The sequence below is a fragment of the Halomicroarcula saliterrae genome, from assembly GCF_031624395.1.
GTDB lineage: Archaea > Halobacteriota > Halobacteria > Halobacteriales > Haloarculaceae > Haloarcula > Haloarcula saliterrae.
The window spans coordinates 99,181-116,748 of the sequence record NZ_JAMQON010000004.1; the positions used below are offsets into that span (position 1 = coordinate 99,181).

Below are 17,568 nucleotides of genomic sequence, written 5' to 3' on the forward strand. Positions count from 1 at the left end.
GCTGCTGCGCGAAAACCACCGTTCGTATTTGAATAGCTGTTTCCAGTCTAATCATTACACAGCCTCACAGGAGTATTGTTTGAGTGCCCATTCTCATTCCTCTGTGCAACTCGTTCAGCGAGACTTAGAATAACTACAGTGCAGTTGGCGCGTGATGAATCGACGCTCGGTAGCGTCGAGAACGCGCGAGGGGCGTCCGAACGTAGTGAGGACGACGGTTGGGGAGGAGCTGGCGTCCAATAAAAAGAGCCGCCTATGCCTCCTACAGCCGCTCTGTTCGTTCTGGGAACTCGATACTACTCCAGCCCGTCAATGCAACCGAAACACGCCCCTCGTACCAACTCTTGGCCACCGACCGGAACCGCACACGCTCGCCTTCTTTGACTAAGGGTTGATCGCTGGCCGTCCATGAGACGAATTTCGTAACCGATGTCTCATCCTCTATCAGCCCCACCTGAGAGATCGCTGGACAACTCGACTCCCAAAGGACCTTCACTCGACCCGCAATGTCCACCTCGCTTCGATTTGCCTCCCCAATCTTCTCGATTGGCACAACCGTCCCTGGCGCAAGCCATTCTTCCTCAGTCACTGAGACCGACGCATCCACGATATCCGCCCCATCTGCAATCCGCCTGGCTACCTTCTTCGAGAGTGCCGCCGTCGTCGTTCCCGTCCGGACTCGCTCTTGTATCCGCTTGGCCTGCCGATTCACGCTCGCCAGTTCTTCCCGAGTCATTTCTGCCCGTGGGTCCACCCTATCTGAATCTTCCCATCGGTCCACGCTCGCTGCACGCTTCGCAAATCGTCGACGTCGCGCTTCGTTTCCTCGCTCCACAATCCCCCTCGTCCGTGCCTCTCGGTCTGAGTCTTGGCGCTTATCCCACCGGCTACTGGTTCGCTCGATCTCTGCCTCCCGGGCTTCCATCCGTTCTTCCGCTTCTAAGGTCAGTCCTCGTCCAGCCGCCTCGAAATGATTCGTATCGACCTTCGACTGTATCTCCTGTTGGACCGACCGCTGCAGCTCCGGCTCTTCCTCGACGACCGCCTCATCTTCGACCGGGTATTCATCGTGCGAAACTTCATATCGGATCGAGTTCTCTATACTCATTGCAGAATCTCCGAAGGCGCCCACTCAGCGTCTTCCAACTTTCACGACTCTCCAGCCGTGGCTCTCATCACATATCGACTACATCCTCGCGCGCTGTCCGCGCCTTCACGCGCCCGACAGGGCGCGGGCAGCGCGCACCTACGAGAAGGTACAACTAGTCTCGCGCGACCGGCCAGCCCGCCCGAGTGTCCAGCTTCAAGTCGGTTTCCGGTCCGAAGGATGAGGACCGAAACCGCACTTGATGCTGCCGTCCCGAAAGGGCGAGCGAGGAACGAACAGCGAACCGGTTCGCTGTTCGTGGTGCGGGCGTCCGGCCGGGCGAGCGGGACGGGCCATACTAGACCAACCCAACCGCCTCCCTGGTGGACTGAAAGGGCGAGGTCATTCGACGAACTCCGACGATGCAAGCACCTACTGGAGCGCAGCGAGTCGCGGGAGTCGAACGATTGAGGGCTTTCAAGTTGTGCTGGACTGATTGGCACACCACTGTCATAGGAAAAGAATCGTCCCGCATGTGATACAAAAGGACTGCTGAATAGAGAGGATGTAGCAGTATGTGATTCTGCGAACAAGCTTGTCAGCGTATAAGATTGGTTCGTGTTTGTGAACACGTCTCATTTTAAATTGATGCTTAATTACTGTTCCCAATGTTTTTTATTTGGGGGCAACTCATATTTGATATTATCATGGAGAAAGAACGCCTGCTCAAGTCATTAGATTTTGGACAGGTTGATGCCGAATCTGAAAATAATCTTACGGATTTATTCGTTAAAACCCGCGAATTTGAAAGAGTTCCAGATAGTGATACCCAATTAATAAAGGGGGCAAAAGGCTCAGGAAAGAGCGCTATTTTTAAATTGTTCACTGAACACGAAGACTACGCCCGAGAAAAACTTCCTAATAAGTTTCCAGAAAACTTGTCGATAATCAAAGCGACGGGTGGGGAGAGCTTCAAAACCGTATTGGGAGAAGATTTGAAAAATCTTGTTGAAGAGGATGGGTTTGATTACGATAAATTTTGGAGGTTATATATAAGCCTGAAAATAGCCTCTCAGATCGGGTCTGAAGGATACTCCGCTACCGATGAACTTGGGACTGTTCTTCAAAAGTTGGGAGAACAACCCGACCACCGAGTACTCCCATTTGGAAAAAGAATGTGGCAAGCCTTTATTGGTTCACCTCCGACGAACGGAAATATATCAATCAAGGACCTGACCATTAATTTTGAACATGAGAGCGATATCGATATTCGCCAGCTGTTGTTACAAGAACAGGAATTTTTAGAGGAGAGAAACAAGCAAGTCTGGTTGTTATTCGATCAAATCGATGAACTCCAAAGCCAACATCCAGAGAAGCGCAAAGAGATGCTAGAGGCATTATTTAGAACACAATTGTCATTTATGAGAGACCCCTTTTCTAACATTCATTTGAAAGTGTTAATTCGGTCTGATATTTGGAAGGATCTAAGCTTTGTCAACATGGATAAGTTCTTAGGAAAGCAAATTAATTTAGGGTGGAACAGTGGGATTCTTATTAAATTGATAAATAAACGAATGCTCTCATCGCCAGAAGTGAAGGAATATGTGTCTGACACAATTAGCAAGGATTTAGACGCCGATATTGTCGATCAGTACGATATAGAAACTCAAAAGAGGATATTTTATGCAGTTTTCGCCGATCAGGTTTATAGCGGCCCAAAAGAAGCAGACCTTTTTGACTGGATTAGAGATCGGATTAAAGATGGTCTAGATGGACACTACCCTAGGGAACTCATTTCCTTCTGTAATGTGGCTAAAGAGAATCAAATCAAGGAAAATCCAAATCCGAACAAGAAATTAATTGAAGGGAACTCAGTAAAAGATGCATATTATACTGTCTCTGAGCAGCGGGTTAATACCTATCTTGGAGAATTTGGTGAAATAGAAGAACACGTGAATAGCTTTGAGGGCATGAGACAAAAAGAGTTCACTCGTGATGAACTCTCAGAGTTATTTGAGGATCTATCTCCCTATGGCGACGAAGCAATTACTAAATTGTATGAGTTAGGTGTTTTAAAGCCTAAAGATGGAAGGGGAAGAAATGCAGATAAATTTGAAATCCCTCCATTATACCGAGACGGTCTTGGACTAGTACTCCGAGGCAGACCATAGTAAAAATACAGTTGTCTCGAATCACATTCAGAACTATTCCGTGTGTGATACGCATGCTGTATTCAGCACGACTGCCCGAACCCGTCATCCATTGAGAATATTACTGAGCGCCAGACACATCTCCTATCCCCACACAGACACACCCCACTATTTCTCGTGAACAACCGATTACACGCCTCCACCGACACTGAACACCTATATCTACCCCCACAGAAAAAAACCACCCCTCCAATACGTCCAGAACATATCAGCGCTTTAGCGGAAACAGTGGGGTGTACCCAGCAACACTCCCAAGCACCCATTTATAAGCAAAGACGGGACCAGACACCCCATGACTGGGTTCGAGCGTAACCGGAGTATCTTCGCGAACAAGGACGCATTGAGTGAATCGTACCAACCCGACGAACTCGAAGAACGAGACGAAGAGATTGCTGACTACATGGACGCCCTCCAGCCAATCGTCGACGGCTGGGAACCGAACAACATCTTTCTCTACGGAAACACCGGTGTGGGAAAGACGGCTGTCACAGAGTACCTGCTTCGGATGCTCGAAGCAGACGTCGAGGCCTACGACGACGTTGCGCTCTCAGTGCTCACGCTCAACTGCAACACGCTCACCTCCTCGTATCAGGTCGCCATTGCGATGGTGAACGCACTCAGAGATCCTGGAGACGAACTCAGCGCCACTGGCTATCCCCAACAGACGGTCTTCACTAAACTCTACAGCGAACTCGAAGCGTTGGGTGGAACCGTCCTCGTTGTCCTCGATGAAATCGATTCGATTGGGGACCGTGATGAACTCCTCTATGAACTACCACGGGCACGGGCGAATGGGTATCTCGAACAGACGAGCGTTGGTGTCATCGGCATCAGCAACGACCTGCAGTTCCGTGACCAGCTCGACCCACGCGTCCAGGATACGCTTTGTGAACGAGAACTCCAGTTCCCACCATACGAAGCTCCAGAGTTAGCGAATATTCTCGCTTCCAGAGCGAAGATTGCACTCACTGACGACGCCTGTGCAGACGGTGTCTTGAACCTCTGTGCAGCGCTGGCTGCCAGAGACAGTGGGAGTGCCCGTCAGGCACTTGACTTACTTCGGTTGGCCGGTGAGACAGCAGAGAGCGCCGATGCCGAGGCGATCGAGGAACACCACGTCGAGGACGCTCGACACAAACTCAATGCTGAACGCGTCGAGGAGGGAATGCGCGAACTCACCGTCCACGGGAAACTAGTACTCCTCGCAGTCGTCTCGAAGGAAGCCCAGCAAAAAACTCCATGCCGAGGCCGCGATGTGTACGAAGAGTACCAACGCGTGTGTGATAGCGCAACGACGTCCCCCCTGGTCCAGCGCTCAGTGAACAACCACCTCGCAGACCTTCGAATGTTCGGCATCCTCAAAGCGACAGAAAATCGAAGCGGCTCACGGGGAAATTACCACAGTTACGAACTCAACGTCCCCTTCCGGAGTGCGTTAGAAGCGATGGGTGATGCGCTCCCCCTTGCGGAAACGATTGAGCAGATCCGAAAATACGCGAAGAGAAACAACGTGCTGTAGCTAAGAGGAAGCCTCTGAAGACGCTGTTCACTGGAAATGGTGGGGTGTGTCTGTTGGTCAGAACAGTAGTGACGCCAGTCGACCTTCACAAGAAGTAGTGGGGTGTGTCTGTCTAGGTAGACCAGAAGCAGACTGGCTTCACTTGCAACAGTGGGGTGTGTCTATCTCTGTGAACTCCAGAACCATACCGGCACTTCACTGGAAGCAGTGGGGTGTCTCTGTATAGTCTTCCAAAAGACCGATTCACACGACACACCCCTATCGAGATGAACACGTCCCACTGAGTCGACCACCAGCGCTTTACTCATACACAAATCACAGACAAGGTGAATGGGCACCGAGCCAGAAACGACGGACCTCGACCCGCTCAAAGAGCGTCTTGACTCAGAGGCAGTCACGTTCGTCAATACGCTCAACGGGGACATTGGCTCGCTCATCGAGGCCACCGACGAGCTCCATTTCGAGTATCTCGTCGGCGATGTCTCAGACCATGGAGTCTCCTCAAGCAATCACACACATTTCGACCTCGTTCATGAGGACTCGACGATTCACTGCGTCATTTTCTCATTTCGACATTCAACAATCGACGTTGACCTCGAAGATGGCATCCAGGTCGCGGTGAAGGGCGACCTCTCCTATTACGAGGACGGGGGCAATATCTCGGTCATCGTCGAGGATATCGTCCGCGTCGGCGACGGAATCTACCAGCAGACCTACGAGGAAAATCGAGAAATCCTTGCTGAAGACGGCTTACTCGATCCTGAGACAAAACAGGAACTCCCAGAGCGACCGCGTCATATCGGGATTGCAACGAGCGCCGACAGTGATGCTCGCGAAGACGCGGTGACGAGTATCCAAGACCGGGACCCGGCGGTCGATATCACGATTCACAACACGGCTGTCCAGGGGATGGATGCGATGGCCTCGATGATGGAGGCTATCAGCCGGCTCGATGATGATGCCACAATCGACGTCATTGTCCTCACTCGGGGTGGTGGTTCTGATAAGCACCTTCGCGTGTTCAACGAGACGCCACTCTGTCGAGTCATCCACAATACGGACACCCCAGTGGTCGTTGGCGTTGGTCACGAGAATGATCGGTCCTTGGCCGATGAGGTTGCAGACATGCGGGTGATGACGCCCACCCACGTTGGTGAGATTGTTCCCGAGAAAGCTGAACTCGAAGCACGCTGTGGTGAGCTCGAAACCAGACTCGAGACAGCCTATACGAAGACAGTGAGGACATCCTTGGAAACGAACACCGAACGGCTAGACCGAGCGTACACCCAGCGTGTGACCAGCCAGGTTGATACCCTCCGACAAGACCTCGATCACGCATTCGAGCGAGTGAGTACGGAGCGACTCACCGAACTCGAGAATCGCCTCGAAAGCGCACGAACGCAGTACGAACAGCAACGAGCGTACGAACAAGAGACGAAAGAACAACGCCGGGAGAACCGACGACTCAAAATCGCACTCGTCGTGCTGGCACTCCTCGTCTTGGCACTGGCGCTAGGCATCATCCTCTCACTATGAGTACCACCGACTCCATCGGCGAGAAGACGGACCGACTCGAATCGATTATCGACCAGCTCGAAAACGGCGATGTTTCACTGGAACAGGCAAAGGAACTCCACGAAGAGGGCAAAGAGCTACTCAGCGAACTCGAAGCTGAACTCGATGCTGATGAGGGCGAAATCTTTGAGCAGGCATAGCTGACTCAACAGCGCGCTACGAGAGCTGTCTGTGTCCGCCCACAGGCACCGACAGACGGCCAAGACGGGTCCAAAATCTACTGGAGACTAGTTTTATTGGGACACCGTAACACAACCAAATATGTCAAGCTTTTCTGAACATGACAGAGAACGGCTTCGAGCCGAGTTCGACCGCCAACTCGACGTTGGCTTACATCACGGTGCACAGTTAGCAGTCTACGTCGACGGCGAACTCGTGGTTGATTTCGCCGGTGGTATTGATGGCCCCGATGGCGAACCAACAACACCGGAGACACGCCACCTCATCTTCTCGTGTACGAAGCCCTACGCTGGGGTTGGACTCCAACAGTTAATCGAGACCGGGAAGGCTGCATACGACGACCCGATTGTCAAGCATTGGCCGGAGTTCGCCGAGGAAGACAGCCAGAAAGCCGATATCACGATTCAACAGATTCTCAGCCACACGGCTGGGGTGCCATACGGCGACTTCGATGAAGCCGTCGAGGAGTGGAGTGACTGGGACAGCGTCGTCGAAGCAATGGAAGGCATCGACCCGGTGTTCGAACCCGGCGAGCAGCCAGCCTATCATACCTTCAATTACGGCTGGATCGTTGGCGAGTTGATTCACCGAATCAGTGGCCACCCCGTCGATGAGTATGTCGCAGAGAACGTATTCGAGCCACTCGGCTTAGAACAGTCCTCGATTGGACTCGATGAGGATGAACCAGATGACGTCGCGACACTTGCGGGTTTTGAGGTGTTCGACCGGTGTCGTGATCCAGGCGAGGGGCTGGGTATCCCAGCTTCGGACTCCGCGGCTGTCTTCAATCGAGAGGATATCCATCGAGCCGTCATCCCAGCCGCGAATGGCATCGGGACCGCAAGAAACCTCGCGCGATTCTACGCCTGTATGGCGAACGGTGGGGAACTGGACGGGACACGGTTGCTCGAGTCCGACACGGTCGAGAAGGCGACCACAACCCACGCAGAAACCGACTCTGATGGGACACTTTCGCGGCCTGCACGCTATGGGCTCGGCTTCTGGACCGGGGGACTCGCAAACGACATGTTCGGGTCGGTCAGCACCGAAGAGATGTTTGGTCACGCTGGCCTCGGGAGTGTCTTCGTCTGGGGTGACTCCAAATCGGACGTCGGCTTTGCGTACGTGACGAATGGCATCCGAGAGGAATCGTACGAACACGCAGCCCGGGTCAGTGGGATGTCTGATTCAGTCCGGTTGCTACTCAACGAGAGCTAAGCGATTACGGCTTTTGAGGCGAAGTTTTTGCTGTCATTGAATCCGCTTCAGGGAAGATGTTTTGCCTCAAGTTTGGTCAATACAGAGCGTACATTCATTGATGCCCCTATGGGAACGGGCGACCACCCGCTCACCATGTGGCGCTACATCGTCTAAGTCGTGAAAGTATAATCACTAGATTAACTAAGTTGCAGTATCACTAAGGTTCTATGCCTGATTATCCGGATGACTGGGATAGACGAAGGAGACAGGTATATAAGCGCGATAACTACGAATGTCAAAATTGCGGCCAAAAAGGTAGGAGGAGAGGGGATGCTGAACTTCACGCTCACCATGTTGTTCCAAAAAGTGTAGGCGGAAGTGATAAACTGAGCAACCTAATAACAGTTTGCAAAAGCTGTCATGGTTCTATTCATAATGGGAATCAGGTAAGCGATAACCAAAACGATAGCAGTGATAGAATGTATGCTTGCCCAACCTGTAGTTCTATTCTCCCAAGAGGTGATTGGAGAGCATACGCGAAACATTTTTCAAGATGTGAACTCCCATACAGTAGACCTGAGGGAATTAATAACACTAAATGGGAAAAGGTGAAACAGGCCGTCTCAAAAGCGTGATTATCTATATTATCTTCATTATCTAGTCATAACTACCCACTCTTTGTTCAGTACGGCGTACTGGTTATCGGCTAATCCTGATCAATACTTCAGTACCCAGTTTGCAGCCTTCATCGGGGGGCTATTTCAGACAAAGATATCTGAAAGTAGCGCCTCTAATTGACACTCCATTTTTGACTGCTGGCTTCCCACTCAACCCCATGAGCGACCTTCGAGTCCTCGTCGATGGGCACGAACTCACCGCATCGTGGAGTGACAACAATCAGGCAACTCAGGATGCACTCGCTGAGGCCTTACCACTCGGAGGCGAGGCAACTCGCTGGGGCGATGAACTGTACTTCGGTACGGACGTCGATGTGCCACCAGAGGAGACACAAACAGCAGTACCAGTCGGCACAGTTGCCTACTGGCCAGACGGGAACGCACTCTGTCTCTTCTGGGGAGAAACGCCGGCAAGTCACGAGAACGAACCACGTGCAGCTGCCCCGGTCACAGTGGTTGCTGAGATTGCAGACACGGAACCACTACAGGACGTGACGGGTGGCACAACGGTTCGAGTTGAAGAGCAGTAGAGACACCCGGCTCTCGACTGGGTTCTGAACACCATCTCCTGGTGGATTGAAAGGGCGAGGACCGGTCGCGTTTACCTGGTCGTCTGGGTGCCCCCTCTCCGAGCGAAGCGAGGAGATGTTGGCCAGCGACCGCGAGCGGTCCGAGGGCTTTCGAGGTTGCTGTAAGTGCATCTTCCTACGGAATATACCACCAGACAACGATTTCCAAGGATGGCTCTACCCGCCAAAGGTTGGCAGTACAGCCCCTCACACTAACCTTGGAAACAGACACAGTGACACTGTGAATGGATAGCAACTGCTAGGCGAAATCATCATTCGAGAAGCGTTATCTCAGCGTCCAGCAACTGGAGAGTATCCAGCAATAATGGCCCACGCCCCGCCAACTGAGGAGACACTTCCTGTCCCTGCAGACTCGACGGACACCTACATTCGAATCCAACCAGCCACTGACCCACTCGACCCGGACAATATCGAGACGCATACGCGTCGCCTCCACCGCCTCGACAGTCACACCGATTCCACTGGCTTTCTCGGTGGACTGTTTCAGAACGAGGAGCCACCCACTATCGAGTGGCTGCTCATCGGAAACGAAGATGAACTCTCCTATTACGTCCGGACCGTCCCGTCTGAAACACTCGACGGACTCGAAGGCACCCTCAGAGGACTCTTTCCGAACGCCTATGCGTTCGAACGCGTCCAACTGTCCAGAGCCCACCTGCTTTCCGGTGTCACACCGGAGACAGAGACCAACACAAGTCCCACAGCCATCGAATACGAACGCCACACGTCTCATCGTCGTGACTGGCAAACCCGCCTCACACCTGTCGATCACTTCTACGAGAGCGAACAGACACACCTCCCACTGACGAGCGTCACAGAGACGATTGCGAACAGTCCCTATCCCGTGGTCTTTCAGACGCTCATACGGGCGAAACCGGATTGGTCTACCGAGCTCGAAACACGCCAACTCGCTCTCGAAGATGGGACAGATACACTCGGAGGGACGCTCACCAACGCCATCTTTGGCGCACCCGAAGACGATGTCGAGCATCTCACCGCCGCAGACGAACAACGTCTCAGAGAGCTCACCGAGCGAGACCCGAGACACTCCTTCGATGTCAACTGCCGAGCAGCCGTGGGCCCCAAAGCTGCAAATGAAACTAAGGGCGTGTCATCGACCGACATCGCCCACGACCTCGAAACAGCGTTCACCCACCTCAATCAGACGACCTACGAGCTGGATGGACAGGTTCTGACTGGCGAGTCCGCCCTGGACGTCGTCGACAATATCGAGGCCACGGACTTCCGAGAGAACACTCGAAACGGGGGGCTCATCAGAAAGTTTCCCTGGGCGAATCCACCCTCGCCAGTGCTCATCACCGATGCAAGCGAAGTGGGGAGTTTCTGTCTCCTCGATGGGGCTGCACTCACGGCCTCGGGACGTCGCCTGCTGAATGCCACACCGGGAGAGCGCCAGCCCATGGCCCACCCGCCCGTACATCAACTCACACAGTACCGAACCCAGGGCCTCCCGATTGGCCATCCACTCACACAGGATAGCACGCCGGAACCAGACCCGATCTCACTCCCGCCAGATCTGCAGTCACTGCATCTTGCGTGGTTCGGCAAGACTGGCTCTGGGAAATCGACGAGCCTCATCAACGCACTACTGGATAACCACGAGGCCACAGACGGCGCTGACATCCTGATTGATCCGAAAGGCGATGGAATGCCCGTCGAGTACATGCAAGCGCACTACGAGCGCTACGGGAGCTTGGAGAACGTCCTGTACTTCGATTGTGCCGACATCCTCCCGGCATTCTCGTTTTTTGATATCCGTGATGAACTCGACGCAGGGATTTCCCGGACAGCTGCAGTCGAAGACCGCGTCGAACACTATATCGAGATTCTCGTGGCGCTCATGGGCCGTGACCGCTTCGAGCAGGCCGTTCGCTCGCCGGACATTATTCGCTACATCGTCAAAGCGATGTTCGACCCCGTCAGTGGTGAGGAGGCCTTTAGCCACCGAGAGTTCCATGGCGCACTCCAAGAGATGCACGACCGCAACAGTGCGCCTCCGGTCTCGGATGGGGACTTAGAGCGGATGCTCGCCGGCGTCGTGGCCAATCGAGCCCGGACCTTCGATGAGATTATGCAGGGGGTGGCAAACCGTATCGAGAAGATTCCGGTCAATCCCCGACTTGCGCGAATTTTCAATCACGTCCCTGAGCGGGGCGAAGAGAGTGATGACCCACATTTCGACCTCTTCGAGTATCTGGACGAGGACGTCGTGATTATCTTCGATACGGGCGGGCTGCGAAGTGAGTCCCAGCGAGCACTCACGCTGTTGATTATCTCGAATCTCTGGTCGGCACTGAAACGCCGCGCAAAAGAACAGACTGACAGTGAAGACGACCAGGAGAAAGCTGACCTCCCGCTGGTCAATTGCTATCTCGAAGAGGCTGCGAGTATCGCAGATTCGTCCTTGCTTTCGGAACTCCTCTCTCAATCACGGAGTTTCGAGTGTTCGGTCACACTCGCGATGCAATTTCCATCCCAGCTGCGTGAGCGAAGCGAGCGAGCCTATCAGGAGGTACTGAACAACGTCTCGACTATCGTGACGGGTAACGTCGCCGTCGACGAACGGCTGGCGAAGCGACTGGCCACCGACGAAATGTCCCCCAGTGACGTGGGGAATCGACTCCGTGCACTCCGTCGTGGGGAGTGGTTGGTCTCCCTGCCTGCGGCCTTCGATGAAGACGAACCCCAGCCGTTTCTGGTGCGCTCGCTCACGCCTCCGAGAGGCCATCCCGCAGCAAGAGAGGGGCCACGTCGCAGTGGGTTCGAGGATGCCACCACGGCACTCACAGAGCGCATACAGAGCACTGTGGGACTGAGCTTGGTCGAACCCAGTACAGTCGAGGATTCGGATGACGAAGAGACGGGCCCAGAACGCGTCGACAGCGCCTTGCCCTATACGAATCGACTGCCTGAGACGGTCCGCTACGACGGCGAGGTTCATGCGCTCTTCTGTACCGAGTGTGAGAGTCGCTATGACCCAGATGGGTCGGGAATGTCCCGGGCTATCGAGTGCTGTGCCATCCTAGAAGAAGTGGACCGGGATGACGTCCCCATCTGTGAGGTGAACCTGAAGCTCACGCCGGATGAACGAGAGGTGACCGACTTTTCCGATAGACAGCTCATGTTCGTCCAGGCCGTCTACAATGCCCAGCAACTGCGCTATGATCCACTGGAGTATGATTTGCTGTACGACAGCATGATTCGACTCCAGGAGTACCTCGATATCGACAGCGAAGCTGTGACGGATCTGGTCGAAGCAAAGATACTCAAACACGATACGGATCGGCCCCATCGCCTGTATTCGGTGACGCCGTCGGGGCGAAGCTTGATTGGCGAGCACTATCGCAAGGGCGTCGATTATGGCCACGGCAAGGGCGATTTAGATGAGACGTCTCAGCATGTTCTGGCTGTGGAGGTTGGTCGTCAGTATCTCCAGACGCACTATGTCGAAGATGACGAGTCACCAGTCGTCGACGTCGTCCCGTATTTCGAGCTCGATGAGCAAGAAAGTACGGTCGTCTCTGCAGCGAGTGCAATGGGCGGCGATAGCGAGGAGTTAGCCGAGGAAATGAGTGAGTACAACCGCCATCGAATCGACGTGGTTGGGCTGGACGAGGATGGTCATATTCGCATTACGCTCGAAGCCGAACGAGTGAATCACGATCTTCGCAGAGCAGTGCCTGAGGACTTCGATAAGATGGCTGTGTGTGACCCCGATGAGGCGATCTGGGTCACGATGTCGCATTCTGAGGCCCATCGTGTGCTGGGCGCATTGAATGACCCCTTGGAGGGAGAACCGCGTGTAGAGAAGACGTATGCCGATAGTACGCCGGCGAGTCAGTTCCGAATCGATACCGCGGGATGTACGGGGATGTTCACGGTCGAGCAGGTGCGAGATATGATCGAGGAGGCTGGGTGAAGGGTCCTGCTGAGACACTGGTTAATTAATCTGGATGATGCGATCTTCGGAGTCATCGTCGCCTGCATTGAATCGACTCTGAGACGTGCTGTGAGTTCTCCGCTGAATAAAGAGCCCATAGAGGCAGATAGAGACAACTGAGCAGATCAGCCCAAGAATTCGTCAAGGAATTTGTTTACCTCGGCATGGCCCTTGGCTTCGGGTTCACGGTCGATTTTCGGTGGGAAACAATTGGGTTCGTAACCCTCGGGCACTGCTACAATATACGGCTGGGCGTTCCCGAGGGTGTGAGAAAGATATCTAATACTCGTTCCCTTTATGCGAGACCGGATATCGGCACATCGTCCACAGCGTTCCTGAGAAACAAGACCTAATTCTGTCTCAGAAGAACTTTGTTCAGACATAAGTACACGTCATTATGTCTGGCCTTATCAATCTCTTGTTGCAAAAGAAATGCGTCAACCATGGACCTCGTATCAATTTACTCTCTCTATCGGTTGATTGGGGGGAACAACCAGACAGACAGTCACCAAGCATGAAAAGAACACTTTTCACGACCTCATAGCGATGGGCAATTACTCATGCGTGCGGAATATGGCCAACCTTGGAAAATCGCCCCGCTAAGGAGTGTGAAGAGACAAGAAATGGCGACTAGGACGGGGCCGTTCCCGTGGGGATGTGCACGTGGCGTCGACGCGAAGAAGCGCAAAGCGCCCAGAGAGCGATAGAGCCCGTGGAATAGCCACGTCTTCGTCACGCAGGTTGGCTTTCCCATCGCTGAATAACTAGACAGATTCCATAGTATTCGTTCTCAGGGAGTATCCAAGGATAGCGCCGTCTATGGGTTTTCCTATCCTTGGGAGTGATCAGGTTTCAGTGAGGTTCGTGAGTGGGTGAGAGCGAAGAATTCCTAAACGAGCCGTAGAAACCCACAGACAGCGTCCTCACCACGACAGGTAGCACCTGCGCAAGCCACGCCTGTTTCGACCCCGTCCTAGGCTCCCTGTTTCTCATATCATACTCTTCTAGCGGTGCGTTTTTCCAAGGTTGGATTTCGGGGGATATCGCCACGCCCACTTATATACCAAGACGGGACCAGACACCCTGATGGACGTACCAACAGCTACTGAAAGTGCTGGAACATTCGGCGATATTCACCGTTTGGCAGATGGCGGCTTTACTGGTGATACTGAGGTGATTACAACCCGGGGGCCACGCCGAATTGACAGCCTCAATATTGGGCAGATGCTCTACACTCTCAATCCCACAACTGGACTTATCAAAACGAAGCCAGTCACGGATATCCAGCGGCTGGATTTCGAAGGCAGGTTCAGAACGATTCAAACGCGACGGGCAGACCTGTTCTTACATCCTGACCAACTGGTGCCCTACACAACAAAGGGGCTTGGTGAAATCCGATTCCAGCGTGCCGGTGACTTGCGTGAGAAACGCTTCTATCAGTTCATCAACGACTGGAACAGCCTGCATGGAACGCCCCTCAGACAGGTCGATATCACCGATATCCTAGAGGACTACGAAATCTGTGTAACCACCGAGGAGCACGGTTTGAGCTTCAGAAGTCAGCTCCCGGAGAGATGTGAGCCATTTCACCAGAACGGCTACACGGGATTCCAGTTCAAACCAGAGATGTTCAAACAGTATCAAGGAGACATCGAAGCGCTTGCAGACGAGGTCACGATTCGAGGTGGCTCCAATCAGCGACGCCGGCCGTACAAATTCGATGGGAACGATTTCGTCGAATTGATTGGTTGGTTTGTCACTGAGGGCAGTCTCACAGAGACGGAGAAATCTGTCATCGTCCAGATTGCACAGCAAACGCCAGAGCACAGACAGACAATCCGCGAGTTATTCGACTGCCTCGGAATCACAGTGAGTGTCAGTGATAAGTCGTTTTCAGTTGGGGCACCAGTGTATGCAGACCTCATAGAGAAACTATGTGGGAGGACGTGCCGAGAGATGCGACTCCCAGCATTCGTCTGGACGCTTAATCTCGCTCAGAAAAGGCTCTTACTGGAAGTTCTCTTCTGGGGCGATGGGAACGACTACGGCGTGTACTATACGACGAGTTCAGAACTTGCTGGGGATGTCCTCTGTCTCTGTCTAGAGCTCGGTATCAAGCCACGCTATGGTCGACGTGGAGAGATGTGGCAAATCTACACTGGGCGAACCAACGACGGCTTCGATTCCACGAAACACACTGATTGGGAGTGGGGTCCAAGAGACCGGTACCAACTGACCGTTGAGGACTACAGTACCGTACTGGTCGGGAGAAATGGTCGCTTCCAGTGGATTAGCGTAAGTGCAGTGTCGTAGCCGTCGTTCAAACACGTCACGGGGACGTGGGAGAGCGGCGCCGAGACGGTGGTCAGCGTGACCGGCACGCGCGGGAATCTGACGGTCAGACTGGAGGAACGCGGATGAGTCACTCATCGAAGAGAGCCACGAGGAGCGCGCCGACGACGCCGAGCAGGAGAAAGACCAGCCCGAACAGCAGGAAGACGCCGGCGAGCGCGCCGACGAATCCGGGGACGCCGGGCGGTGCCGCGACGGTCACCAATCCGGCGATACCCAGACAGACCGCCGCGACGAACCCCCCGACGAACAGCAGGTCGAGCGAGTCGAGCGACCACATAGAGGGAGCACCGAGCGGGGTGACCAAAATGGCACCGACAGCGGGCCAGCGAGCACAGACGACGCTGCCCGCCGTCGGCGTCGCGCTCGTCCTGCTGACGCTGGTGACGGCGCTGGCGCTCGGACTGGCCGATACAGCCATCGCAGGGGCCGACCGGACGCCGGACGAGCGCAGAGTGGCCGCCGCCACGGCCGCGCAACTGGTCGCCGCGGACGGCGGGCTCACCGACCGGGCCAACGTGCTGAACGGTTCGCGGGTGAACGACTTCGACGGGGCCGCGCTCCGGGGAGAGATACCGGCGACGGGCGACTACGCTGTCGAGGTGGCGCTCGACGGGCGTACCGTTGCGACGACCGGGGACGGCGGTGCGCCGAGCAACGCGAGGCGATCCTCGTCGGGACGCAGTTCCGACGGCGGGACGACGATGCGCCGGCTCGTCCTCGTCAAGCGGACGGACACAGTGTCGCTCACGCCCGGGAGCAGGCGGGTCACGCTGCCGCGGCGGGCCACGAGCGCGACGGTCACGTTCACCCCGGGCAACGGCTCGGCGGTCCGGACGATGCGAGTCAACGACCAGGTCCGTCTGCACAACGACAGCGGCGTTCGGGGGACCGTCGACGTGCGGCTGACGCCCTACGAGACGACGCGCATCGACTTTCAGACGGCAGGCAGGGTCGAAAACGGCTCCGTACAGGTCACCTACGAGACGCCTCGCACGAAAAAAGCCACGCTGGCGGTGACGGTCGATGTCTAGGGCGCAACTGCCGCTCTCGCTCGTCGAGGTGGCGCTGGGCGCGACGCTGATTCTCGGTGTCGCCTTCGGATTCACGCTGGCGACGCCGGAGCCGGACACGCGCGGGCCACAACTGACCGCGTACGCCGAGGACACGGCGACGATTCTGCAGAACGACCCCGCGCGACACGACGGGACGACCCGTCTGGGCGAACTCGTCGCCAGCGAGCCGGCCTTCGAGCGCGAGCGAGACGCGCTTGAGCGGCGCGTCGAGCGCATCCTCCCGTCGAACGTCCTGTTCCGGGTCCGAACGCCCTACGGCTCGGTCGGGACGCCGATACCGAAGCGGACCACGACCGGGACTGCGACGGTGCCGACCGGCGCCGGGACCGTCCGAATCGAGGTGTGGTACGCGTGACCGAGCGCGGCCAGCTCGTTCTCGTCGCCGCGGTGCTGGTCGCCGTCGCGCTCGCGCCCGTCGTCCTCGCGTACCTCCAGCTCGGCTACCACGGCGACGTGCGGGCGACCGCAGCCTACGACGACCCGACGGCCGACACCGTTCGCGTTCTCGACCGGACCGTGACCCGCGAGAGCGCCGACGTGCCACGGCGCTACGCGTGGGCTGACCGCGACGCCGCGGTGACCGACCTCCGCGGCGACCTGGCACCGGTCCGCTCGCGGCTCGGGAGCGCCGAAATCGAGCGCGGGACCGTCACCGAGATCACCTACAATACGACCGCGGCGCAGGCGTGGCAGCGTGGCAACTGCCCGGGCGGTCCGGACCGCCAGTTCGGGGACTGTGTCACCGACCGCGGCGTGGTCGTCCAGGGACGCGTCGACCGCACGCACGTGCTGGCGGTGGGGTTCGACGTGACGACGACGAGCCAGCGTGGCGAGACGAGGGTGACGGTGGTGCTTCGAGGGCTGGGCGGGTGAGCAGGGTCTCGGGAGGGCTCTCGTCTTCTTGCCCTCGCTGGGCGAGAGGAGTGGCCCGACCTGCCCAGTTTCGAGGGGGTCGTCTGACGGCTGACTCCGCGACGTAGCGAACCGATATTAGGTGTGCTTACAGTTTATACGAAGGGTTGAAATCCGGACTCAATCCAGTCCTGGACGGGAACTGATGGCTGAACAGACCAACGCCGCGACACTCAGCAGGGCACGTCTCTCCGCCGCGCCAGAACACCACACATCCCCGGCCACTCGG

General features: G+C 55.6%; 14 protein-coding genes. 12 read left to right on the plus strand and 2 right to left on the minus strand.

Annotation, left to right across the window (positions count from 1 at the left end; translation table 11 throughout):
- Window positions 1-262 precede the first annotated feature (262 nt).
- On the minus strand, window positions 263-1,108 hold the full coding sequence (locus tag NDI56_RS14260) for a DNA-binding protein (protein WP_310920271.1): 846 nt from the start codon (window positions 1,106-1,108) through the stop codon (window positions 263-265).
- Window positions 1,109-1,794: 686 nt separating this feature from the next.
- Between NDI56_RS14260 and NDI56_RS14265 the strand changes: the two genes are divergently transcribed.
- The 9 genes from NDI56_RS14265 (at window position 1,795) to NDI56_RS14300 (ending at window position 15,312) form a co-directional block, all read left to right on the plus strand.
- Entirely contained in the window at window positions 1,795-3,258 is a 1,464-nt protein-coding gene (locus NDI56_RS14265; protein WP_310920272.1) for a P-loop ATPase, Sll1717 family, read from the plus strand.
- Between the two features lie 331 nt (window positions 3,259-3,589).
- Window positions 3,590-4,816, plus strand: coding sequence for an orc1/cdc6 family replication initiation protein (locus NDI56_RS14270; protein ID WP_310920273.1), 1,227 nt, complete (start codon window positions 3,590-3,592; stop codon window positions 4,814-4,816).
- Between the two features lie 330 nt (window positions 4,817-5,146).
- Window positions 5,147-6,352 (plus strand): exodeoxyribonuclease VII large subunit, encoded by a 1,206-nt coding sequence (gene xseA, locus NDI56_RS14275; protein WP_310920274.1) that lies wholly within the window; start codon window positions 5,147-5,149, stop codon window positions 6,350-6,352.
- Window positions 6,349-6,531 carry an exodeoxyribonuclease VII small subunit gene (xseB, locus tag NDI56_RS14280; protein ID WP_310920275.1) on the plus strand — a complete coding sequence of 61 codons (183 nt, stop codon included), beginning with the start codon at window positions 6,349-6,351 and terminating at the stop codon, window positions 6,529-6,531. The genes xseA and xseB overlap by 4 nt, the downstream gene beginning before the upstream one ends.
- A gap of 121 nt (window positions 6,532-6,652) precedes the next feature.
- Window positions 6,653-7,789 (plus strand): serine hydrolase domain-containing protein, encoded by a 1,137-nt coding sequence (locus tag NDI56_RS14285; protein WP_310920277.1) that lies wholly within the window; start codon window positions 6,653-6,655, stop codon window positions 7,787-7,789.
- Window positions 7,790-7,998: 209 nt separating this feature from the next.
- Window positions 7,999-8,406 (plus strand): HNH endonuclease, encoded by a 408-nt coding sequence (locus tag NDI56_RS21765; protein WP_417936021.1) that lies wholly within the window; start codon window positions 7,999-8,001, stop codon window positions 8,404-8,406.
- A 200-nt stretch (window positions 8,407-8,606) separates the two neighbouring features.
- Complete coding sequence (locus tag NDI56_RS14290; RefSeq protein ID WP_310920278.1) at window positions 8,607-8,978, plus strand: cyclophilin-like fold protein; 372 nt, start codon at window positions 8,607-8,609, stop codon at window positions 8,976-8,978.
- A gap of 364 nt (window positions 8,979-9,342) precedes the next feature.
- On the plus strand, window positions 9,343-12,978 hold the full coding sequence (locus tag NDI56_RS14295; protein ID WP_310920280.1) for a type IV secretory system conjugative DNA transfer family protein: 3,636 nt from the start codon (window positions 9,343-9,345) through the stop codon (window positions 12,976-12,978).
- A gap of 1,107 nt (window positions 12,979-14,085) precedes the next feature.
- Window positions 14,086-15,312 (plus strand): Hint domain-containing protein, encoded by a 1,227-nt coding sequence (locus NDI56_RS14300; protein WP_310920281.1) that lies wholly within the window; start codon window positions 14,086-14,088, stop codon window positions 15,310-15,312.
- Window positions 15,313-15,421: 109 nt separating this feature from the next.
- On the opposite strand, the gene NDI56_RS14305 is transcribed toward NDI56_RS14300, so the two are convergent.
- Window positions 15,422-15,631: a hypothetical protein gene (locus NDI56_RS14305; protein ID WP_310920282.1), complete on the minus strand. Its 210-nt coding sequence runs from the start codon at window positions 15,629-15,631 to the stop codon at window positions 15,422-15,424.
- 28 nt (window positions 15,632-15,659) lie between these two features.
- Between NDI56_RS14305 and NDI56_RS14310 the strand changes: the two genes are divergently transcribed.
- From NDI56_RS14310 to NDI56_RS14320, 3 genes are read left to right on the plus strand one after another with little or no spacing between them, the layout of a single operon-like run.
- A complete protein-coding gene (locus tag NDI56_RS14310; protein ID WP_310920283.1) occupies window positions 15,660-16,385 on the plus strand; it encodes a DUF7263 family protein in 726 nt (241 codons plus the stop codon).
- Window positions 16,378-16,782, plus strand: coding sequence for a DUF7262 family protein (locus tag NDI56_RS14315; RefSeq protein ID WP_310920284.1), 405 nt, complete (start codon window positions 16,378-16,380; stop codon window positions 16,780-16,782). Before NDI56_RS14310 ends, NDI56_RS14315 begins: the two co-directional genes overlap by 8 nt.
- Window positions 16,770-17,300: a DUF7261 family protein gene (locus NDI56_RS14320; protein WP_310920285.1), complete on the plus strand. Its 531-nt coding sequence runs from the start codon at window positions 16,770-16,772 to the stop codon at window positions 17,298-17,300. The genes NDI56_RS14315 and NDI56_RS14320 overlap by 13 nt, the downstream gene beginning before the upstream one ends.
- Window positions 17,301-17,568: the final 268 nt, after the last annotated feature.